The following is a 19,649-nucleotide window of genomic DNA, read 5'->3' on the forward strand; positions in this document are numbered from 1 at the left end:
TCCCCACGCCGATGGTGGCCACGTTCGCCAGTACACAGGTAGATACCCATGAAAAGCGAAGCCAAGTGCCCGTTCAACCACGCCCTCGTCGGCGACGCCACCACCAACCGCGACTGGTGGCCCAAGCAGCTTCGGGTGGACCTGCTCAACCAGCACTCGACCCGCTCGCATCCGCTGGATGAGGCATTCGATTACGCCGAGGCCTTCAAGGGCCTGGATTACGCCGCACTCAAGGCCGACCTCAAGGCCTTGATGACCGATTCGCAGGATTGGTGGCCGGCCGACTTCGGCCACTACGGCGGCCTGTTCGTGCGCATGGCCTGGCACAGCGCCGGCACCTACCGCATCGGCGATGGCCGTGGCGGCGCCGGCCGTGGTCAGCAGCGCTTCGCCCCGCTCAACAGCTGGCCGGACAACGTCAGCCTGGACAAGGCACGCCGCCTGCTGTGGCCGATCAAGCAGAAGTACGGCCAGGCGATCTCCTGGGCGGACCTGCTGGTGCTCACCGGCAACGTCGCGCTCGAATCGATGGGCTTCAAGACCCTCGGCTTCGCGGGCGGCCGTCCGGATACCTGGGAACCCGACCAGGATGTGTACTGGGGCCGCGAAACCACCTGGCTCGGCGGCGATGTTCGCTATGCGCATGGCTCCGAAGGCGTGCAGGAAGACCACGGCGTGCTGGTCTCCGATGATGACGCGGATGGCGACATCCACTCGCGTGATCTGGAGAACCCGCTGGCCGCCGTCCAGATGGGCCTGATCTACGTCAATCCGGAAGGCCCGGACGGCAATCCCGATCCGCTCAAGGCGGCCTTCGACATCCGCGATACGTTCGGCCGGATGGCCATGGACGATGAGGAAACCGTCGCGCTGATCGCTGGTGGCCACAGCTTCGGCAAGACCCACGGCGCCGGCCCGGCCGACAACGTCGATGTGGAACCCGAAGCGGCGGGCCTGGAAAGCCAGGGCCTGGGCTGGGCCAACCGATTCGGCACCGGCAAGGGTGGCGACACCATCACCAGTGGCCTGGAAGTGACCTGGACGCGCACGCCGGCGCAGTGGAGCCATGACTTCTTCGAGATCCTGTTCGGCCACGAGTGGGAGCTGACCAAGAGCCCGGCCGGTGCGCACCAGTGGGTGGCCAAGGACAGCGAGGCGATCATTCCCGACGCGCACGATCCGTCGAAAAAGCACCGCCCGACCATGCTCACCACCGATCTGTCGCTGCGTGTGGACCCGGCCTACGAGAAGATCTCGCGCCGCTTCCTGGCCGATCCGCAGGCCTTCGCCGATGCCTTTGCCCGTGCGTGGTTCAAGCTGACCCATCGCGACATGGGCCCGCGTGCACGCTACCTCGGCCCGGAAATTCCCGCCGAAGAATTCGTCTGGCAGGACCCGGTGCCGACGGCTCCGCAGACCCCGCTCAGCGCGCAGGACATCGCCGCGCTGAAGCAGCAGATCGCCGCGACCGGCCTGGGCGCGGGCGAGCTGGTCTCCACCGCGTGGGCATCAGCCTCGACCTTCCGCGGCTCGGACAAGCGTGGCGGCGCCAACGGCGCGCGTGTGCGCCTGGCCCCGCAGAAAGACTGGGCCGTCAACCAGCCGCAGCAGCTGGGCAAGGTGCTGGCCGCACTGGAAAAGATCCAGGCCGGCTTCAAGGGCGACGGCGGTACGCCGGTCTCGCTGGCCGACCTGATCGTGCTGGCCGGCAATGTCGGCGTCGAGCAGGCGGCCAGGGCCGGTGGCCATGAGGTCAGCGTGCCGTTCAACCCCGGCCGTACCGATGCCAGCCAGGACCAGACCGATGTGGACTCGTTCGCGGTGCTGGAGCCGTATGCCGATGGTTTCCGCAACTACGTCAAGGGCCGCTACAGCGTGCCTGCCGAAGCACTGCTGATCGACCGTGCGCAGCTGCTCACGCTGACCGCGCCGGAGATGACCGCGCTGGTCGGCGGCCTGCGGGTGATCGGCACCAACGTCGGCGGCGGCCAGGAAGGCGTGTTCACTGATCGCGTCGGCACGTTGAGCAACGACTTCTTCGTCAACCTGCTCGACATGCGCACGCAATGGGTGGCCAATGGCGACAACTACAGCGGCCGTGACCGCGCGACCGGCGCGCAGCGCTGGAGCGGTAGCCGTGTGGACCTGGTGTTCGGCTCGAACTCGGTGCTGCGTGCACTGGCCGAGGTCTACGCCAGCGCGGACGGCGAGAAGAAGTTCGTCCGCGACTTCGTCGCCGCCTGGGCGCGGGTGATGGAGCTGGATCGTTACGACCTGCGTTGATTCACCACCGTAGCCATACACAACGACCGGGCCGCATGGCCCGGTCTTTTCATGCGTGCGGTGCGCGGCTCACAGCGCGTCCAGATCACCCAGCGCACGGATCAGCCGGCGCGCGCGTTTGTCCGGCTTGTGCTCCGGCGGCTGGTAACCGTTCTTCGCCGCGGCACGCTGCAGGCGCAGCTCCGCGCGGCGTGCAAGCGAGGCCTCGCTCTCGGCGTACAACTGCTGGGCCACCGGGGCCGGGCCGCGCATCTCGCTGAGCCCAAGCACCTGGATATCGAACACTTCATCGCCACGGCTGATCTGCAGCGCTTCGCCCACGCGCACCGCGCGCGAGGATTTCGGGCGTTGCCCGGCCACATCCACCTTGCCGGTCTCCACCGCCTGTTTGGCCAGGCTGCGGGTTCGATAGAACCGTGCGGCCCAGAGCCACACATCCAGCCGCACGGCGGCCAATGGGGTTGCTTCGATCATGCGGGTGATTCAACTCCCCGGCTCAGCCGGTCGTCGGTTCAGCGGTTGCGGTGCCGATGGATCGCCACGGCAGCCAGTGCCACCGATCAGTGTGGGAACCCCCGCATCCAGATCGCGTCGCTGGCTGCCGACCTGGCATTCCGGTCGGTCCATGGGCCGTACCTGTGCGTCGCGCAGGCGGTCGTCCATACTCGAACATGCGGCCAGCGAGGCGCCAATCAAGAGGGCCAGCGCGGTGGGGATGAACCGGTCATCCAGAAGGATCTGCAGCCGGCCAGCGGCCGGCACTACCGGGGCAGCCGCTGACGTGCGTTGAGACGCGGAAGTGCGCATCGCGATATCCCCTTGATGGGCTTGGTGCTAGTGTGCCGCTCTCTGAGCTCGATCTCCAGCGCACATGGCCAAAGCGCCGCTTGACCTGACCACGGGCCCGATCGGGCGCAATCTGTTCCTGTTCGCCCTGCCGATCCTGGCCGGCAACATCGCCCAGTCGATGAACGGCTCGGTGAACGCGATCTGGGTCGGCCGCTTCCTCGGCGAGGCGGCGCTGACCGCCACCGCGAACGCCAACAACATCATGTTCTTCCTGATCGGCTCGGTGTTCGGGATCGGCATGGCCGCCTCGATCCTGATCGGCCAGTCGATGGGTGCCCGCGACCTGCCCCAGGCCCGGCGCGTGATGGGCACCAGCGCCACCTTCTTCATCGGCCTGTCGGTGGTGATCGCGATCGCCGGCTGGTGGCTGTCGCATCCATTGCTGGCGGCGATGGGCACACCGGCCGAATCACTGCCGCTGGCCGAGGCCTACCTGCGCATCATCTTCCTGGCGATGCCGACGCTGTATGCCTTCGCCTTCCTGAGCTCTGCGCTGCGCGGCGTGGGCGACTCCCGCACGCCGTTCCGCTTCCTGCTGCTGTCGGTGGTGCTGGATATCGGCTTCAACCCGCTGCTGATCTTCGGCATCGGCCCGTTCCCACAGCTGGGCATCGCCGGCGCGGCGTGGGCCACGTTGATCGCGCAGACCCTCTCACTGCTCGGCCTGCTCTGGTACATGCGCAACAAGCGGCATGTGCTGTGGTTGGGGCGCAAGGACATGGCGCTGTTCAAGATCGATGGCGAGATCCTGCGCGCCTTGGTGGTCAAGGGCGTGCCGATGGGCCTGCAGATGGTGCTGATCTCGCTGTCGATGATCCTGATGATGACCATGGTCAACAGCTACGGCACCGACACTGCCGCCGCGTATGGCGCCTCGCTGCAGCTGTGGACCTACGTGCAGATGCCGGCGATGGCGATCGGCGCGGCGTGCTCGACCATGGCCGCGCAGAACGTCGGCGCGCAGCGCTGGGACCGCGTGCGCGGCACCGCCCGCAGCGGCGTGCTCTACAACTTCCTGCTGACCGGCGTGCTGATCCTGCCGCTGATCCTGCTCGACCGATACACGCTCGCCCTGTTCCTGCCCGAAGGCAGCCAGGCGCTGGAGGTGGCGCGCCACCTCAACCACATCGCGGTGTGGTCGTTCCTGTTCTTCGGGGTGAACTTCGTGATCTCCGGCGTGGTGCGTTCGACCGGCGCGGTGATCCCCCCGCTGCTGATCCTGGCCGCCTCGCTGTGGGGCATCCGCGTGCCCTTCGCCGAGCTGCTGCAGGACCGCTGGGGCGCCGACGCGGTGTGGTGGAGTTTCCCGGTCAGCTCGTTCTGCGCGATGCTGATGTCGCTGGCGTATTACCGCTGGGGCGGCTGGCGCAAGGCACGCATGCTGCCCAGCCATCACGAGGAACTGGCCGCGCCGGCCGAGGTCCCCGCGTCGCCGCCGTCGCCGGTGGCGGACCCGAATCCGACCACGCCGCTCCAGCCCGCCCGCGTGGGCACCGCACGGCCGGATTAAGCCATGCGCCCCTGCAGCAGCGTCTTCCAGGCAGGCAGTTGGTAGCGTCGCCGCTGGTACCGCATCAGCAGCGCCATCATCACGCCGAACAACAGCCCGGCCATGACAGCACTGCCAACGGTGATGCCGAGCGTGAGCGAGCCAAGGTCCAGGACCAGCCCCATCAAGCCGCGCCACAACACGCCCCACAACACGCCAAACAGCCCGCCCATCACGAACAGATTGGCACCGAAGCTGGCGAGCAGCGGTGGCGGCACGCGCAGCCCCATGCGCCACAGCAGCCGATGCAGCGGCGGTGCGCGCATGCCGGCAGGCACGTTGGCGTCGGCCATGGCCTGCAGCGCGTGACGAACATCAGCGGGATAACGGTCCATGTGTTTCTCCATCACGAGGCCACAAATGCAAACGGCCACCCGAAGGTGGCCGTTTGAGGCGACAACCGAAGTTGTCGGCCGGGAATTACTGGGCAGCCTTGGCAGCCAGGCGCGCGGCCTTGGCCTGCGCAGCAGCAGCCAGATCTTCCTTGATGCGGGCAGCTTTGCCTTCCAGACCACGCAGGTAGTACAGCTTGCCGGCGCGGACCTTACCACGACGCTTCACTTCGACCGAGTCGATGATGGCGCTGTGGGTCTGGAAGACGCGCTCGACGCCGTAGCCGTGCGAGATCTTGCGGACGGTGAACGCGGAGTTCAGGCCGGCGTTCTTGGTGCCGATGACGACGCCTTCGTAAGCCTGCACGCGCTCACGGTTGCCTTCCTTCACCTTCACGTTGACGACGACGGTGTCACCCTGGCTGAACTTCGGCAGCTCGCGGGTGATCTGGGCGGATTCGAAGTCCGAGAGGATGGATTTGTTCAGCTTGCTCATGGGTGCACCGATAATGTTCGGGTGATCGTGTCGTTCGACAACGTGGGCTCATGCAGTCACCGGACTGTGCTGCACGTTTTTTGTAGGGATTCCTGCCAACGGGCCAAAAAGGCCGATGGCAATCCCGAATTGTAAACAAGATCCCGCCCCCGCGCTAGGGGGTTGGATCCTTGGCAACGGCCTGCCGTGCCTGCTCCAGCAGGAGGCGGTCGGCCTTGGACAACTGGCCTTCGTCAAGCAGGTCCGGCCGCCGCAGCGCGGTGCGCAGCAGCGACTGCTGCCGGCGCCAGCGGGCGATGGCGGCATGGTTGCCCGAGCGCAGTACGTCCGGGACAGTGCCCCATTCATGCTGGGCCGGATGGCTGTAATGCGGGCAGTCCAGCAGCCCCTGCGGGCCTTCGAAACTGTCCTGGGCGGCCGATTCGGCATCGCCGAGGGCCCCCTCCTGCAGGCGGGTCACCGCATCGACGATCACCGCCGCGCCCAGCTCACCGCCGGACAGCACGTAATCGCCGAGGGAGATTTCCTCGGTGACCTCGGCCTCGAGGAAGCGCTCGTCGATGCCCTCATAGCGGCCGCAGAGCAGGATCATGCGCGGCAGTGCCGCCAGTTCCCGCACCTTGGCCTGGGTCAGCGGCTTGCCCTGCGGGCTGAGGTAGATCACCGGCGCGGGCGCCGGATCAGCGGCTTTCGCGGCCGCCAGACAGGCCCGCAGCGGCTCGATCAGCATGACCATGCCCGGGCCACCCCCGAATGGACGGTCGTCCACCCGGCGGTAGTTGCCTTCGGCATAGTCACGCGGATTCCAGCCGTGCAGTTCCAGCAGACCGCGCTCGGCAGCACGGCCGACCACGCCCAGCGCGGCCGACTGCGCCATGAACTCGGGGAACAACGTGACGACGTCGATACGCATCCGGCTTAGAACTCCGGATCCCAGTCGACCACGATCAGGTTGGCCTCGAAATCCACCGAGACGACGAATTCGGGCTGCACGAACGGAATCATCCGCTCACGATCCCCCTGCACCACGAGCACGTCGTTGGAGCCGGTCGAGAACAGGTGTGACGCCCGCCCAAGTTCGACACCCTCGACGGTACGCACCTGCAAGCCCTCCAGATCGACCCAGTAATACTCATCGGGCTTCGGGGGCGGCAGCGCGCTGCGCGCGACATAGACTTCGGTCCCGTACATCGCCTCGACCACATCGCGGTCGGTGATATCGGGAAACACGGCGACCAGATGCTTGCCGGACTGACGTCCGCGTGCACCGGTGAGCGTGCTCTCCTGGCCGGCGGGGGTCCGCAGGATCCAGGGCTGGTAATGGAAAATGGCGGTACGCGGCTCGGTCCAGGACTCGAGCTTGATCTCGCCTCGCACACCAAAAGCGCCGACAATCCTGCCCAGCAGGATGCGGCGCTCGGTATCTTTCATCTGTATAGACCGATGGGCCGCGGCAGGCGCGGCCCTTCAGGATCAGGCCGCGGAGGCCTGGGCCTTGGTCGCTTCCTTGTACAGGTTGCGAACCTTGTCGGTCATCTGGGCGCCGTTGGCGACCCACTTGTCGACCAGCGGCAGGTCCAGCACGATGCGGGACTCGGCACCCTGGGCAACCGGGTTGTAGTAACCGACGCGCTCGATGTTGCGGCCATCACGGGCGCTGCGCGAATCGGTCACGATGATGTGGTAGAAGGGACGCTTCTTGGCGCCGCCGCGGGTCAGTCGAATCTTGACCATGGTGTTGTTTCCTCAATTGCCCAGTCGCCAGGATGGCGCGGTAAGCCGGCGATTATAGCGGCGGCCTCCGGTCATTCCAAGCCTGTGAAGACCGGGAAAGCTGAACAGGGCCTGCAGACCGGGCTGCTCAGGCCACCAACGGCTTCCAGGGCACCGCCGCCAGCACCTGCCGGGCCTTGGCGCACAGCGCCGCCGAGTTCGCCAGTACACCCCCATCGATCACCGCGATCGGCCAGAGGCCGGCAGCGTTGCAGGCAATGGCCGCGTCGAACCCGGCCAGGTCCGCCAGCGCGACCGGCCGCACCTGCTGATCGCTGCCCCACCCCGCCTGTAGCAGGCGCTCATGGGTACCGCGCAGCGCGGGCGCCTGCGGCCAGATCAACGTGTCACCCGAGGCGAAGGCGATGTTCCAGGTGGTACCTTCGCTGACCAGGCCGTCGTCGCCGACGAACAGCGCGTCATCCACGCCTGCCAGCAAGGCCTCGCGGCGATGCTGGAACAGCGCGAACGTACCGACATGCTTCACCTGCGGCAGTTCGCGCTGGTAGCGCACCGTCCGCAGCCGCCGCGCTATCGCCGGCAGATCGACCGGTGGCGCGACGGCGACCAGCACGTCGACGGCGACGGGTTGCAGCGGCCGCCGGAAATCGAACTGCCGCGAAAACACGGTCACCCGCAGCGAGGCATCGACCGCACCTTCGGCCTGCAGCGCATCGTGCATCCAGGCGCGCACCTGCAGCGGCTCCAGCGCGGTGCCGAACAACGCCACCGTGCCCTCCAGCAGACGCTGCAGATGCAGATCCAGCCCCTGCACCGCGCCATTGCGCACCTGCAGCGAGGTGAAATGACCGTAGTTGGTCAGTGCGCCGGCAAGGTCATCGGCGCTGGCAACGCGGCCATTGCAGTACAGCGTCATCCGAGCAACGCCTTCGCATCGGTCCACATCTGCTGCAGCACCTCGGCCGCCGGGCGCGCCGGCGCCATCCACGCGGACTGCCCCGCCCAGGCCTGCATTGCATCGAGGCTGTTGTCGCGCCCGGCCTGCGCGCGCATCGGCGCGGTCAGCCCACGCTGCACCGGATACGGCCGCGGCGGTGGTGCATCAGCAGACGCCGCGGCGCGCACATACGCGGTGGCCAAGCCACGGCCGAGGCGACCACTGAAGGCGCGCGTCGGCCACGTGTCTTCCGGTTCGGCGTTCGCCAATGCCTGTGACCATGCCGGATTCAACTGGCACTCCGGGGTGCGCAGGAACGCGGTGCCCACCTGCACCGCACTGGCACCAAGCGTCAGGGCTGCCGCGAGGCCGCGCCCATCAGCGATGCCACCGGCCGCGATGACCGGGATATCCAGATGATCGGCCAGCCGCGGCAGCAGCGCGAATAATCCGACCAGTTGGCGCTCGGCCGCCTCCGGATCGAAGGCGCCACGATGGCCGCCCGCTTCGAACCCCTGCGCGACCACCGCGTCAGCGCCGGCCGCCTGCGCGGCACGCGCTTCGGCCAAGGTCGTCGCACACGCGATCCAGGCAATGCCCACGTCTTTCAGGCGCTGCACCTGTGCCGGAGAAAACACACCCATGATGGTGGAGGCCACCGCCGGGCGCGCCTCGATCAAGGCATCGAACTGCGCATCGAGATCGGCCGGCCCCGCATCGGCGGCACTGGCCGGCACCTCCGGGCCCCACTTCGCCAGAAAGCGGCGTGTCGCGGCTTCAGCATCGGCATCGCGCGATGGCAGCGGATCGGGTATCCAGACGTTGACCTGCGCCGGCCCGGCGGACTGCGCACGGAAATCGGTCATCCACGCCACGATGTCCTGCGGCTGCGACAACACCGCGCCCATCGCGCCCATGCTGCCGGCATTGGCCAGCGCGGCCGACAGCGGCACGGGGCAGGCGCCGGCCATCGGTGCGAGCAGGATCGGGGCCTGCAATGCAAAACGCCGACAGAAGTTGTCGGCGCGTTCGAGAAGCGGGGAACCATTCACGCGCGGCGCACCTGTGGAAGGAGACGGTGCCAGCATACGCCGCACCGCCCCTACCCGGAATGCGCCTGCGCAGGACTCAGCGGAACGGCATGCCGCCGCGGCCGCCCATGGCACCCATCATCCCCTTCATGCTGCGCATCATGCCTTTCATGCCGCCACCGGCCATCTTGCTCATCATCTTTTCCATCTGCTGGAACTGCTTCATGAGCTTGTTGACGTCGGCCGGGGTCAGGCCGGACCCGCGCGCGATACGGGCACGGCGCGAGCCGTTGAGCAGGCCCGGGTTGCGGCGCTCCTTCTTGGTCATCGAGTTGATGATCGCGATCATGCGCGGCACGTCCTTGCCCTGGCTGACCTGCTGCTTGAGGTGATCGGGGATCTGGCCCAGGCCCGGCAGCTTGTCCATCAGGCCGCCGATGCCGCCCATGTTCTGCATCTGCTCCAGCTGGTCGCGCATGTCGTTCAGATCGAACTTCTTGCCCTTGGCGACCTTCTCGGCCAGCTTCTGGGCCTTGTCCTTGTCGACCTGCTGCTCGACCTGCTCCACCAGCGACAGCACGTCGCCCATGTCCAGGATGCGGCTGGCGATACGGTCCGGGTGGAACACATCCAGACCGTCCGGCTTTTCGCTCACACCGACGAACTTGATCGGCTTGCCGGTGATGTAGCGCACGCTCAGCGCGGCACCGCCGCGGGCGTCACCGTCGGTCTTGGTCAGCACCACGCCGGTCAGCGGCAGTGCATCGCCGAAGGCCTTGGCGGTATTGGCGGCATCCTGGCCGGTCATGGCATCGACCACGAACAGCGTTTCGGCGGGGTTGACCGCGGCGTGCAGCGCCTTGATCTCGGCCATCATCGCTTCGTCGATGGCCAGGCGACCGGCGGTATCGACGATCAGCACATCCACGAACGACTTGCGGGCGTCATCGATGGCGGCGCGGACGATGGCTTCCGGCTTCTGGTCGGCGGTGGACGGGAAGAACAGCACACCGACCTGGTCAGCCAGGGTCTTGAGCTGCTCGATCGCGGCCGGACGGTAGACGTCGGCCGAGACCACCATCACCTTCTTCTTGCGCTTTTCCTTGAGGTGCTTGGCCAGCTTGCCCACCGTGGTGGTCTTGCCCGCACCCTGCAGGCCGGCCATCAGGATGATCGCCGGCGCCGGCACGTTGAGGTTCAGGTCCGAGGCGGCCGAGCCCATGACCGCGGTCAGCTCGTCGCGCACGACCTTGATCAGCGCCTGACCCGGAGTCAGCGACTTGAGCACTTCCTGGCCGACCGCACGCACCTTGATGCGTTCGACCAGCGCCTGCACCACGGGCAGCGCGACGTCGGCTTCAAGCAGCGCGATGCGGACTTCGCGGGTGGCCTCGCGGATGTTTTCCTCGGTCAGGCGACCGCGGCCGCGCAGCCGCTCGATGGTGCCGGAGAGGCGCTGGGTCAGGGACTCGAACATGGAAGCGACCTGTTCAGAACAAAAGACAATGAGACCGCCAGTATAACGGTTCCGCCCCGGCTCCCGGACCGGCCCTGACGGCGGCGCTGCGGGCATCGCCAGCACCCCGGGGGTATGCGAAACTGACACGATGACAATCGTTCTCATCGCGACCCTGCTGTACCTGACCGCCACCGGCCTGCTGGTGCGTGCGGTCGTCCGCGATGACGCGGTGACCTCCCCGGCCTGGCTGTGGCCGGCGCTGCCGGCGATGCTGCTGCACGGCGGCTATCACGTGCTGGTGGCGCTGCGTACCAGCGGCGGGCCGGACATGCACTTCTTCGCCGCCCTGTCGCTGGTCGGGCTGGGCATGGCGTGGCTGACCTCGCTGGTCGCTGCGCGCGGGCGCATGGCGGCACTTGGCGTCCTGGTGTTCCCGATGGCCGCCGTGGTGCTGTGGATCTATCACGCCTACGGCCACGAGCCGAGCAAGCCGCTGGGCTGGCAATTGGCCACGCACGCGTGGATGGCGCTGCTCGCCTACGCCACCCTGAGCGTGGCCGCGTTGCTGGCGATCATGCTGTGGCTGCAGGAACGCGCCCTGCGCCGCCGTGATTTCCGCCCGTGGCTGCGCGCCCTGCCCCCGCTGGCCGACCTGGAAGCCCTGCTGTTCCGGGTGATCGCGGTCGGCTTTGCCCTGCTCACGCTGACCCTGGTCACCGGCGTGCTGTTCGTCGATGACCTGCTGGCGCAGAAGCTGGTGCACAAGACCGTGCTCAGCATCCTGTCCTGGATCGTGTTTGGCACGCTGCTGATCGGGCGCCGCCGTTACGGCTGGCGCGGCGCGAAGGCGGTGCATTGGACCCTGACCGCGATGGCGTTGCTGCTGCTGGCGTTCTTCGGCAGCCAGTTCGTGATCGAGCTGGTGTTCGGGCGCACGCGATAGAAGCGTGCCGACCAACGGTCGGCACCTACCCGTGCACCGCATGCCGATCGTTGGTCGGCACCCACCGGTGCACCGCGTACCGATCGCTGGTCGGCACGCGGCCCCGAACATCGCAGGTAGATGCCGACCGTTGGTCGGCATGCCGCGTTACAGCGCGTCGATCGCCTCGGACAACCGCTCCACCGCGATCACTTCCATGCCCTTCACGCTGCCGGTCTTCGGCGCGTTCGCCTTGGGCACGATCGCGCGCTTGAAGCCATGCGTCGCTGCTTCGCGCAGGCGGTCTTCACCGTTGGGCACGGGGCGGATCTCGCCGGACAGGCCCACCTCGCCGAAGGCGATCGTCTTCTCGGCCAGCGGCCGGTCCTGCAGCGAGGACAGCACCGCCAGCAGCACCGGCAGATCGGCGGCGGTCTCCTGCACGCGGATGCCACCCACTACGTTGACGAACACGTCCTGGTCGCCCACCAGCACGCCGCCATGACGGTGCAGCACCGCCAGCAGCATCGCCAGGCGGTTCTGCTCCAGACCCACCGCCACCCGGCGCGGGTTGGACAGCGGTGAGGCATCCACCAGTGCCTGTACTTCCACCAGCAGCGGGCGCGTGCCCTCGCGGGTCACCATCACGCAGCTGCCCGGCTGCTGGGTGCTGCCGCCGGAGAGGAAGATCGCCGAGGGGTTGGAGACCTCTTTGAGGCCCTTCTCGCCCATCGCGAACACGCCCAGCTCGTTGACCGCGCCGAAGCGGTTCTTGAACGCCCGCAGCAGGCGGAATCGGCTGCCGCTCTCGCCTTCGAAGTACAGCACCGCGTCGACCATGTGTTCGAGCACGCGCGGGCCGGCGATGCCGCCCTCCTTGGTCACGTGACCGACCAGGAACACGGCGGTGCCGGTTTCCTTGGCAAAGCGCACCAGGCGTGCGGCGCTCTCACGCACCTGGCTGACCGAGCCGGGCGCGGCGGTCAGCGATTCGGTCCACAGCGTCTGCACCGAATCGGCCACGATCAGCCGCGGCTTGGCCACGCTGGCATGCTGCAGGATCGCCTCGACCTGGGTTTCGGCCAGCGCGTTGACGTTGTCCAGCGGCAGATCCAGGCGGACCGCACGGCCCGCGACCTGCGAGAGCGATTCCTCACCGGTGATGTACAGCACCGGCAAGCTGGCAGCCATCTTCGCCACCGCCTGCAGCAGCAGTGTGGATTTGCCGATGCCCGGATCGCCACCGACCAGCACCACCGCGCCTTCGACCAGGCCACCGCCGAGCACGCGGTCGAACTCGCCGATGCCGGTGCTCACCCGCAGGTGTTCGGTCTGCTGTACGTCCTTGAGCGCCATGATCTTCGGCGCATCGACCTTGCCGGCCCAGCCGGAACGTCGCGAGGCCGGCGAGGACTTGGTGGGCGTCGCGCTTTCCAGCGTGATTTCGCTGAGCGTGTTCCAGACCCCGCACTCGGTGCACTGGCCTTGCCACTTGCTGTATTCGGCGCCGCATTCACTGCAGACGTAAGCGGTGAGTCGCTTGGCCATGTCCACTTCCGCTTCAGAATCGATGGGGCAGGATAGCCGAGCCGCGTCGCAGCAACCGAGACGCCGAGCGCCCCCGCTCAAGATTCCGGCCCCGATGCCGATACTCCGGCGGGCCACTGCCCTCCTTCAACCTTTTCCAGGCTTCTCCATGACCGGCACCTACAGCCAGAGTCTTGTCGTGTTCTCGCTGCTGGTTGCCATCCTCGCCTCGTACACCGCGCTGGACATGGCCGGTCGCCTGGCCAGTACCCGCGGCCGGGTCGCCCGCTGGTGGCTCGCCGGTGGCGCCGGTGCGATGGGCCTGGGCATCTGGTCGATGCACTTCATCGGCATGCTCGCCTTCCACCTGCCGATCCCGGTCGGCTATGACCTGGCCATTACCCTGTACTCGCTGGCCGTGTCGGTGGGCGCCTCGGCGTATGCGTTGTGGCTGGTCTCGCGTGCAGAGCTGCCGTGGTCGCGACTGTGCGCAGGCGCGGTGCTGATGGGGCTGGGCATCGCCGCCATGCACTACCTGGGTATGGCCGCGCTGGAGATGCAGCCGGGCATCGACTACGACCCGTTGTGGTTTGCCGCCTCGATCCTGATCGCGATCGGTGCGGCCGGTGCGGCGCTGTGGATCGCCTTCCGGCTGCGCCTGGAGCAGCGCCGGCCGTTCCTGCTGCGCGGGCTGGCCTCGCTGGTGATGGGCCTGGCCATCGTCGGCATGCACTACACCGGGATGGCCGCCGCCCACTTCCCCGAGGGCGCGCTGTGCGGCGCGGCGTACGGCCAGGGCATCGATACCAAATGGCTGGCCGTGCTGGTGATCGTGACGACACTGGCCACGCTGGGGATCGCGTTGATCGCCTCGGTGTTCGATCGCCAGATGCGTACCCGCACCGGCCTGCTCGCCGATTCGCTGGCGCAGGCCAACGAGAAGCTGATGCAGGCCGCCCTGCACGACCCGCTGACCCAGCTGCCCAACCGCATGCTGCTGCAGGACCGGATCGAGCAGGCCATCGAGAAGGCACAACGCCGGCAGTTCAGCTTCGCGGTGATGTTCTGCGACCTCGATGGTTTCAAGGCGATCAACGATGCCTATGGCCACCAGCTTGGCGACAAACTGCTGATCCAGGTCAGCGAGCGGATCACCGCGCTGCTGCGTGCGCAGGACACGTTCGCGCGGCTGGGCGGGGACGAGTTCGTCATCGTGTTCCAGGTGGAAGATCCGGAAGACGCAGCGGTGGTCGCCGAACGGATCATCGCCAGCGTGGCCGAACCGTTCGAGATCGATGCGCTGGAACTGCAGGTCAGCGCCAGCCTGGGCATCGCGCTGTACCCGGCCGATGCCACCACCGAGCGCGACCTGATGGCCCACGCCGATGCGGCGATGTACCACACCAAGGATTCGGGCCGGAACGGCTATACCTTCTTTACCCAGTCACTCAACGTCAGCGCCAACCGCCAGCTGAAACTGCTGCAGGAGCTGCGCAAGGCGGTCAGCCGCAGCGAGCTGGTGCTGCACTATCAGCCCAAGTTCCAGGCCAACGGCAACGCGCTGATCGGGGCCGAGGCGCTGGTGCGCTGGCAGCACCCGGAACTGGGCCTGCTGTCGCCGGATGCGTTCATCCCGATCGCGGAGCGCAGTGGGCTGATCCTGTCCATCGGCGACTGGGTGCTCGACCGGGCCTGCGCGCAGCTGCGCCACTGGCACGATGCCGGGCATCCGGACTGGACGATGGCGGTGAATCTGTCGCCGCTGCAGTTCGGCTCCAGCACGCTGCTCGAGACCGTGCAGCGCACGCTGGACAAGCATGGGCTGGACCCGAAGCGGCTGACCCTGGAGATCACCGAGACCACCGCGATGCGCGATGTGGAAGCCAGCCTGCTGATCCTGCACGGACTGACCGCGATGGGCGTGAACATCTCCATCGATGATTTCGGCACCGGCTACTCCAGCCTGCTCTACCTCAAGCGCATGCCGGCCACGGAGCTGAAGATCGACCGCGCCTTCGTGCACGATCTGGAAGACAACGCCGAGGATGCGGCGATCGTCTCCTCGATCATCGCGCTGGGTCGCTCGCTGCAGCTGCAGATCGTCGCCGAGGGCGTGGAGACCGCCGGCCAACGCCAGTACCTGAGCGACATGGGGTGCGATCAACTGCAGGGGTACCACCTCGGGCGGCCGGTGGATGCCGTGGAGTTCATGCGACTGGCGAAGGCGGCGTAACGCGCGGCACCACCGCCATCACATCACCCAACAAAAAGGCCGCCCGAGGGCGGCCTTTCTGCGTGTGGCAACGTCGCGAAGACGTCAGTGCATCATGTGCACGTTCATGTTGTGCATGACCCACAGCGAACCGGCGACGATGATGCCGATCACCACGACGGTGAAGGCCGCCGCGCTGACGTTCCAGCGCTGTTCCGAGGAGCGGTCCAGGTGCAGGAAGAACACCAGGTGCACCAGGATCTGCAGCACCGCGGCAACGACGATGATGACGCCGGTGGTGAAGCGCGGCAGGTCGCCATGCATGACCGCCCAGAACGGGATGATGGTCAGCACGGCGGCCAGGACGAAGCCGATCAGGTAGGACTTGACGCTGCCATGGCTTTCGCCGGCAGCGCTGTGGCCATGATCGTGTGCGTGATTGTCATGTGCGGCCATTACAGCGCTCCATTCAGATAGACGACGGAGAATACGCCGATCCAGATCAGATCCAGGAAGTGCCAGAACAGGCTCAGGCACGCCATGCGGGTCTTGTTGGTCTGGGTCAGGCCGTTCTGCTTGATCTGGATGAACATGATCAGCAGCCACAGCAGACCCGCGCTCACGTGCAGACCGTGGGTACCGACCAGCGCGAAGAACGCCGACAGGAACGCACTATGGTCCGGACCGTAGCCCTGATGGATCAGGTGGTTGAACTCCCACACTTCCATGCACATGAAGCCGAAGCCCAGCAGCCAGGTCAGGGCCAGCCATGCGTACATCTGGCCCACCTTCTGCTTGTGCATGGCGATCATGCCCAGGCCGAAGGTCAGCGAGGAGACCAGCAGCAGCGTGGTTTCCCAGGCGACGAAGGACAGTTCGAACAGGTCCTTCGGGCCGGGGCCGCCGTCGGTGCCGCCAGACAGCACGATGTAGGTCGCAAACAGCGTGGCGAAGATGAGGCAATCGCTCATCAGGTACACCCAGAAACCGAAGACGGTATTGCCGCCGGTGTCGTGGTGCTCGTGGTCGTCATGGCCGTGGGCCGCCGCGTGCGCGGCGTGCCCAGGGTTCATGGTGTTGGGGATAGTGGTGCTCATGCCTTCAGCTCCGATTTCACCAGGCCCTGCGCCACGAGGTGGCGACGGTGCTCATTTTCGATCCGCTCCACTTCCGCGGCCGGCACGTAGTAATCCACGTCCTTGTCGAAGGTGCGCCAGATGAAGGTGCCGATCATGCCGACCAGACCCACGATGGCCAGCCACCAGATGTGCCAGATCATCGCAAAGCCGAACAGCAGGCTGAAGGCGCCGATCACCACACCGGTGCCGGTGTTGCGCGGCATGTGGATGTCGGTGTACTTGGCCGGGCGTTCCCACGCCTCACCGCGCTGCTTGCGCTCCCAGAACTCGTCCAGTTCGTTGACGCGCGGCAGCGAGCCGAAGTTGTAGAACGACGGCGGCGAAGAGGTTTCCCACTCCAGCGTACGGGCGTCCCACGGATCGCCGGTCAGGTCGGCGGTCTTCTTGCGGTCACGGATCGACACGGCGATCTGGATGATCTGGCACAGGATGCCGGCACCGATGATGAAGGCACCACACATGGCGATGATCAGCAGCGGCTGATATTCCATGTTCGGGTAGCTCTGCATGCGGCGGGTCATGCCCATGAAGCCCAGGATGTACAGCGGCATGAAGGCCACATAGAAGCCGATGAACCAGCACCAGAACGCGCGCTTGCCCCAGGTTTCATTGAGGCGGAAGCCGAACATCTTCGGCCACCAGTAGGTGATGCCGGCGAACATGCCGAACACCACGCCGCCGATGATGACGTTGTGGAAGTGGGCAATCAGGAACAGGCTGTTGTGCAGCACGAAATCGATGGCCGGGATCGCCAGCATCACGCCGGTCATGCCGCCGATGGTGAAGGTGACCATGAAGCCGATCGTCCACAGCACCGGGGTCGTGAACTGCACGCGACCGCGGAACATGGTGAACAGCCAGTTGAAGATTTTCACGCCGGTCGGGATCGAGATGATCATCGTCGTGATGCCGAAGAAGGCATTGACGTTGGCACCCGAGCCCATGGTGAAGAAGTGGTGCAGCCAGACCAGGAACGACAGCACGCCGATGCAGGCGGTGGCGTAGACCATGCCCTTGTAGCCGAACAGCGCCTTGCGCGAGAACGTGGCGATGACCTCGGAGAACACGCCGAAGGCCGGCAGGACCAGGATATAGACTTCCGGGTGACCCCAGATCCAGATCAGGTTGATGTACAGCATGGCGTTGCCGCCACCGTCATTGGTGAAGAAATGCGTGCCCAGGTAACGATCCAGGGTCAGCAGCACCAGGGTGATGGTCAGCACCGGGAAGGCGGCGATGATCAGCACGTTGGTGACCAGCGCGGTCCAGGTGAAGATCGGCATCTGCATCAGCTTCATGCCGGGGGTGCGCATCTTCAAGATGGTGATGAAGAAGTTGATGCCGCTCAGCGTGGTACCCAGGCCGGCGACCTGCAGGCCCCAGATGTAGTAATCGACACCTACCCCTGGACTGTATTCCTTGCCTGACAACGGCGGGAAGGCCAGCCAGCCGGTCTGCGCGAACTCACCGACACCCAGCGAGATCATCACCAGGCCCGCGCCCGCCACGAACAGCCAGAAGCTGAGCGAGTTGACGAACGGGAAGGCCACGTCGCGTGCGCCGATCTGCAGCGGCACGACAACGTTCATCAGGCCGGTGATCAGCGGCATCGCCACGAAGAAGATCATGATCACGCCGTGGGCGGTGAAGATCTGGTCGTAGTGATGCGGAGGCAGGATGCCCTCGTTGCCGCCAGCGGCCATGGCCTGCTGGACACGCATCATGATCGCGTCGGCGAAGCCGCGCAGCAGCATGACGAAGGCGACGATGAGGTACATCACGCCGATCTTCTTGTGGTCGACCGAGGTGAACCACTCTTTCCAGAGATAGCCCCACAGCTTGAACTTGGTGATCAGGGCCAACACCAGCAGGCCGCCGATACCAGCACCGATCAACGTGGTGATGATGATCGGGTCATGCGGGATGTCGGCAAACGTCAATTTACCCAACAGATTCATGGTCATTCTCCCGAGCCGCCGTGACCGGTGTGACCGGCTGCGGCGTGCTCGTCTGCAGTGTGTTCGGCGTGTGCAGCAGCATCGCCTTCAGCCATCGCGTGGCCGTCGTGCGATTCACCGGCGGCCGGCATGGTGTGGCCTTCGTGGCTTTCGCCCTCGGCGCCGTCATGCTTCATGGCCTTGTGGTCGTGCTTCATGCCGTAGTGCTGGTTGTCGCCCATGTGCTTGGCGATGACCCAGTCGAACAGGCCGGCCTCGGTGGTACCGAAGTAGGTCACCGGGTGCCAGTCATGGTTCTTCTCGGCGGTCAGCGCAGCAAAGGCGGTCTTGTCCAGGGTCGCGCTTTCGGCACGCACCTTGGTCAGCCACTGCTGGTACTCCGCCTCGGTCACCGAGTGCGCGGAGAAATGCATCTTGCTGAAGCCCGCGCCGCTGTAGTGCGAGGACATGCCCGGGAACTCACCGGTCTCGTTGGCGATCAGGTGGAGTTTGGTCTCCATGGCCGTCATCGAGTAGATCATGCTGCCCAGGTGCGGAATGAAGAACGCATTCATCACCGTATCGGACGTGATCTTGAAGTTCAGCGGGGTATCGACCGGGAAGGTGATCTCGTTGACGGTGGCGATGTTCTCTTCGGGATAGATGAAGAGCCACTTCCAGTCCAGCGAGATGGCTTCGATCACCACCGGCTTCTTGTCCGAGTCCAGCGGACGGTACGGATCCAGCGCGTGCGAGGAACGCCAGGTCAGCACGGCCAGCACCAGCACGATCATGCACGGGATCGACCAGACCACCACTTCGATGGCCGTGGAATGCGACCACTTCGGCTCATAACGGGCCTTGGTGTTGGTCGCACGGTACTTCCACGCGAAGGTGAGGGTCATGATGATGACCGGCACGACAACCAGCAGCATCAGCACGGTCGCCGTGATGAGCAGGGTCTTCTCGTCGTGGCCGATCTGGCCCTTGGGGTTGAGGATGGCCGAGTTGCAGCCCGTCAGGAACACGGACAACGCAAACAGCAGGCCCGGACGCAGGAAGCGTCCAAGGGGTTTCAACGGAATCATCGGTCGATCCAATTGCGTAGGGAATGCCAGTTCAAGCCCGCCTCCGTCCCAGCCAAAGCCGGTGGTGCCGGTCCAAGGGGACAGGCACGAAGGACGATCATGTCAGCCTTCTAATTTTAGGCCGTCACGCATCATTTAAGAAAGGCATTGACAA

General features: G+C 66.0%; 19 protein-coding genes. 4 read left to right on the plus strand and 15 right to left on the minus strand.

Annotated features, from left to right (window positions below; genetic code table 11):
- The first annotated feature begins 48 nt into the window (after positions 1 to 48).
- The gene (gene katG / locus ABE483_RS14410) at positions 49 to 2,283 is read left to right on the plus strand and encodes a catalase/peroxidase HPI (RefSeq protein WP_346481914.1); all 2,235 of its coding nucleotides are present in this window, start codon (positions 49 to 51) and stop codon (positions 2,281 to 2,283) included.
- A gap of 69 nt (positions 2,284 to 2,352) precedes the next feature.
- Here katG and ABE483_RS14415 read toward each other — a convergent pair whose 3' ends face one another.
- Both ABE483_RS14415 and ABE483_RS14420 read right to left on the minus strand, forming a co-directional pair.
- Complete coding sequence (locus ABE483_RS14415) at positions 2,353 to 2,757, minus strand: S4 domain-containing protein (RefSeq protein WP_313211108.1); 405 nt, start codon at positions 2,755 to 2,757, stop codon at positions 2,353 to 2,355.
- A 9-nt stretch (positions 2,758 to 2,766) separates the two neighbouring features.
- The gene (locus ABE483_RS14420; RefSeq protein WP_346481933.1) at positions 2,767 to 2,946 is read right to left on the minus strand and encodes a hypothetical protein; all 180 of its coding nucleotides are present in this window, start codon (positions 2,944 to 2,946) and stop codon (positions 2,767 to 2,769) included.
- A gap of 208 nt (positions 2,947 to 3,154) precedes the next feature.
- Between ABE483_RS14420 and ABE483_RS14425 the strand changes: the two genes are divergently transcribed.
- Positions 3,155 to 4,642 (plus strand): MATE family efflux transporter, encoded by a 1,488-nt coding sequence (locus tag ABE483_RS14425; protein WP_346464327.1) that lies wholly within the window; start codon positions 3,155 to 3,157, stop codon positions 4,640 to 4,642.
- Here the strand turns inward: ABE483_RS14425 and ABE483_RS14430 are convergent.
- The 8 genes from ABE483_RS14430 to ffh all read right to left on the minus strand — a co-directional run bounded on the left by ABE483_RS14430 (position 4,639) and on the right by ffh (position 10,688).
- Positions 4,639 to 5,016, minus strand: a complete 378-nt coding sequence (locus tag ABE483_RS14430; RefSeq protein ID WP_346466365.1) for a DUF6404 family protein — start codon at positions 5,014 to 5,016, stop codon at positions 4,639 to 4,641. The genes ABE483_RS14425 and ABE483_RS14430 overlap by 4 nt on opposite strands.
- Positions 5,017 to 5,101: 85 nt before the next feature.
- Complete coding sequence (gene rplS / locus ABE483_RS14435; protein ID WP_019184486.1) at positions 5,102 to 5,509, minus strand: 50S ribosomal protein L19; 408 nt, start codon at positions 5,507 to 5,509, stop codon at positions 5,102 to 5,104.
- Positions 5,510 to 5,663: 154 nt separating this feature from the next.
- Complete coding sequence (gene trmD / locus ABE483_RS14440) at positions 5,664 to 6,422, minus strand: tRNA (guanosine(37)-N1)-methyltransferase TrmD (RefSeq protein ID WP_176990033.1); 759 nt, start codon at positions 6,420 to 6,422, stop codon at positions 5,664 to 5,666.
- 5 nt (positions 6,423 to 6,427) lie between these two features.
- Positions 6,428 to 6,940: a ribosome maturation factor RimM gene (gene rimM / locus ABE483_RS14445; protein ID WP_121043481.1), complete on the minus strand. Its 513-nt coding sequence runs from the start codon at positions 6,938 to 6,940 to the stop codon at positions 6,428 to 6,430.
- A gap of 42 nt (positions 6,941 to 6,982) precedes the next feature.
- Positions 6,983 to 7,243, minus strand: a complete 261-nt coding sequence (gene rpsP / locus ABE483_RS14450) for a 30S ribosomal protein S16 (protein ID WP_017356068.1) — start codon at positions 7,241 to 7,243, stop codon at positions 6,983 to 6,985.
- Positions 7,244 to 7,370: 127 nt separating this feature from the next.
- Entirely contained in the window at positions 7,371 to 8,159 is a 789-nt protein-coding gene (locus ABE483_RS14455) for an aminotransferase class IV (protein ID WP_346481915.1), read from the minus strand.
- Positions 8,156 to 9,232, minus strand: coding sequence for a nitronate monooxygenase (locus tag ABE483_RS14460; protein ID WP_346481916.1), 1,077 nt, complete (start codon positions 9,230 to 9,232; stop codon positions 8,156 to 8,158). Before ABE483_RS14460 ends, ABE483_RS14455 begins: the two co-directional genes overlap by 4 nt.
- 76 nt (positions 9,233 to 9,308) lie before the next feature.
- Positions 9,309 to 10,688 (minus strand): signal recognition particle protein, encoded by a 1,380-nt coding sequence (gene ffh, locus ABE483_RS14465; RefSeq protein ID WP_265309386.1) that lies wholly within the window; start codon positions 10,686 to 10,688, stop codon positions 9,309 to 9,311.
- A 130-nt stretch (positions 10,689 to 10,818) separates the two neighbouring features.
- Between ffh and ccsA the strand changes: the two genes are divergently transcribed.
- Positions 10,819 to 11,613 (plus strand): cytochrome c biogenesis protein CcsA, encoded by a 795-nt coding sequence (gene ccsA, locus ABE483_RS14470; protein WP_346481917.1) that lies wholly within the window; start codon positions 10,819 to 10,821, stop codon positions 11,611 to 11,613.
- A 147-nt stretch (positions 11,614 to 11,760) separates the two neighbouring features.
- On the opposite strand, the gene radA is transcribed toward ccsA, so the two are convergent.
- On the minus strand, positions 11,761 to 13,140 hold the full coding sequence (gene radA, locus ABE483_RS14475; RefSeq protein ID WP_121043463.1) for a DNA repair protein RadA: 1,380 nt from the start codon (positions 13,138 to 13,140) through the stop codon (positions 11,761 to 11,763).
- A 148-nt stretch (positions 13,141 to 13,288) separates the two neighbouring features.
- On the opposite strand from radA, the gene ABE483_RS14480 reads away from it, so the two are divergent.
- Positions 13,289 to 15,352 carry a bifunctional diguanylate cyclase/phosphodiesterase gene (locus tag ABE483_RS14480; RefSeq protein WP_346466361.1) on the plus strand — a complete coding sequence of 688 codons (2,064 nt, stop codon included), beginning with the start codon at positions 13,289 to 13,291 and terminating at the stop codon, positions 15,350 to 15,352.
- Positions 15,353 to 15,436: 84 nt separating this feature from the next.
- Here the strand turns inward: ABE483_RS14480 and cyoD are convergent, their stop codons facing one another.
- Genes cyoD through cyoA form a run of 4 tightly spaced genes read right to left on the minus strand, consistent with a single transcriptional unit; the run spans position 15,437 to position 19,495 of the window.
- On the minus strand, positions 15,437 to 15,787 hold the full coding sequence (cyoD, locus tag ABE483_RS14485; RefSeq protein WP_121043457.1) for a cytochrome o ubiquinol oxidase subunit IV: 351 nt from the start codon (positions 15,785 to 15,787) through the stop codon (positions 15,437 to 15,439).
- Positions 15,787 to 16,428: a cytochrome o ubiquinol oxidase subunit III gene (gene cyoC, locus ABE483_RS14490; RefSeq protein ID WP_183073819.1), complete on the minus strand. Its 642-nt coding sequence runs from the start codon at positions 16,426 to 16,428 to the stop codon at positions 15,787 to 15,789. Before cyoC ends, cyoD begins: the two co-directional genes overlap by 1 nt.
- A complete protein-coding gene (cyoB, locus tag ABE483_RS14495; protein ID WP_346481934.1) occupies positions 16,425 to 18,422 on the minus strand; it encodes a cytochrome o ubiquinol oxidase subunit I in 1,998 nt (665 codons plus the stop codon). The genes cyoC and cyoB overlap by 4 nt, the downstream gene beginning before the upstream one ends.
- An 8-nt stretch (positions 18,423 to 18,430) precedes the next feature.
- Entirely contained in the window at positions 18,431 to 19,495 is a 1,065-nt protein-coding gene (gene cyoA / locus ABE483_RS14500) for a ubiquinol oxidase subunit II (protein ID WP_313211101.1), read from the minus strand.
- Between the last annotated feature and the right edge of the window lie 154 nt (positions 19,496 to 19,649).

The organism is Stenotrophomonas sp. TWI602 (assembly GCF_039674045.1).
GTDB lineage: Bacteria > Pseudomonadota > Gammaproteobacteria > Xanthomonadales > Xanthomonadaceae > Stenotrophomonas.

What these genes read in the sequence shown, in the direction of transcription:
- ABE483_RS14425 (WP_346464327.1), top strand. Translation starts at nt 3,155, where the DNA reads ATGGCCAAAGCGCCGCTTGACCTGACCACGGGCCCGATCGGGCGCAAT.
- ABE483_RS14420 (WP_346481933.1), bottom strand. Translation starts at nt 2,946, where the DNA reads ATGGACGACCGCCTGCGCGACGCACAGGTACGGCCCATGGACCGACCG.
- ABE483_RS14455 (WP_346481915.1), bottom strand. Translation starts at nt 8,159, where the DNA reads ATGACGCTGTACTGCAATGGCCGCGTTGCCAGCGCCGATGACCTTGCC.
- ccsA (WP_346481917.1), top strand. Translation starts at nt 10,819, where the DNA reads ATGACAATCGTTCTCATCGCGACCCTGCTGTACCTGACCGCCACCGGC.
- cyoC (WP_183073819.1), bottom strand. Translation starts at nt 16,428, where the DNA reads ATGAGCACCACTATCCCCAACACCATGAACCCTGGGCACGCCGCGCAC.
- ABE483_RS14480 (WP_346466361.1), top strand. Translation starts at nt 13,289, where the DNA reads ATGACCGGCACCTACAGCCAGAGTCTTGTCGTGTTCTCGCTGCTGGTT.
- ffh (WP_265309386.1), bottom strand. Translation starts at nt 10,688, where the DNA reads ATGTTCGAGTCCCTGACCCAGCGCCTCTCCGGCACCATCGAGCGGCTG.
- katG (WP_346481914.1), top strand. Translation starts at nt 49, where the DNA reads ATGAAAAGCGAAGCCAAGTGCCCGTTCAACCACGCCCTCGTCGGCGAC.
- cyoD (WP_121043457.1), bottom strand. Translation starts at nt 15,787, where the DNA reads ATGGCCGCACATGACAATCACGCACACGATCATGGCCACAGCGCTGCC.
- ABE483_RS14430 (WP_346466365.1), bottom strand. Translation starts at nt 5,016, where the DNA reads ATGGACCGTTATCCCGCTGATGTTCGTCACGCGCTGCAGGCCATGGCC.
- radA (WP_121043463.1), bottom strand. Translation starts at nt 13,140, where the DNA reads ATGGCCAAGCGACTCACCGCTTACGTCTGCAGTGAATGCGGCGCCGAA.
- rplS (WP_019184486.1), bottom strand. Translation starts at nt 5,509, where the DNA reads ATGAGCAAGCTGAACAAATCCATCCTCTCGGACTTCGAATCCGCCCAG.
- cyoA (WP_313211101.1), bottom strand. Translation starts at nt 19,495, where the DNA reads ATGATTCCGTTGAAACCCCTTGGACGCTTCCTGCGTCCGGGCCTGCTG.
- rpsP (WP_017356068.1), bottom strand. Translation starts at nt 7,243, where the DNA reads ATGGTCAAGATTCGACTGACCCGCGGCGGCGCCAAGAAGCGTCCCTTC.
- ABE483_RS14415 (WP_313211108.1), bottom strand. Translation starts at nt 2,757, where the DNA reads ATGATCGAAGCAACCCCATTGGCCGCCGTGCGGCTGGATGTGTGGCTC.
- rimM (WP_121043481.1), bottom strand. Translation starts at nt 6,940, where the DNA reads ATGAAAGATACCGAGCGCCGCATCCTGCTGGGCAGGATTGTCGGCGCT.
- trmD (WP_176990033.1), bottom strand. Translation starts at nt 6,422, where the DNA reads ATGCGTATCGACGTCGTCACGTTGTTCCCCGAGTTCATGGCGCAGTCG.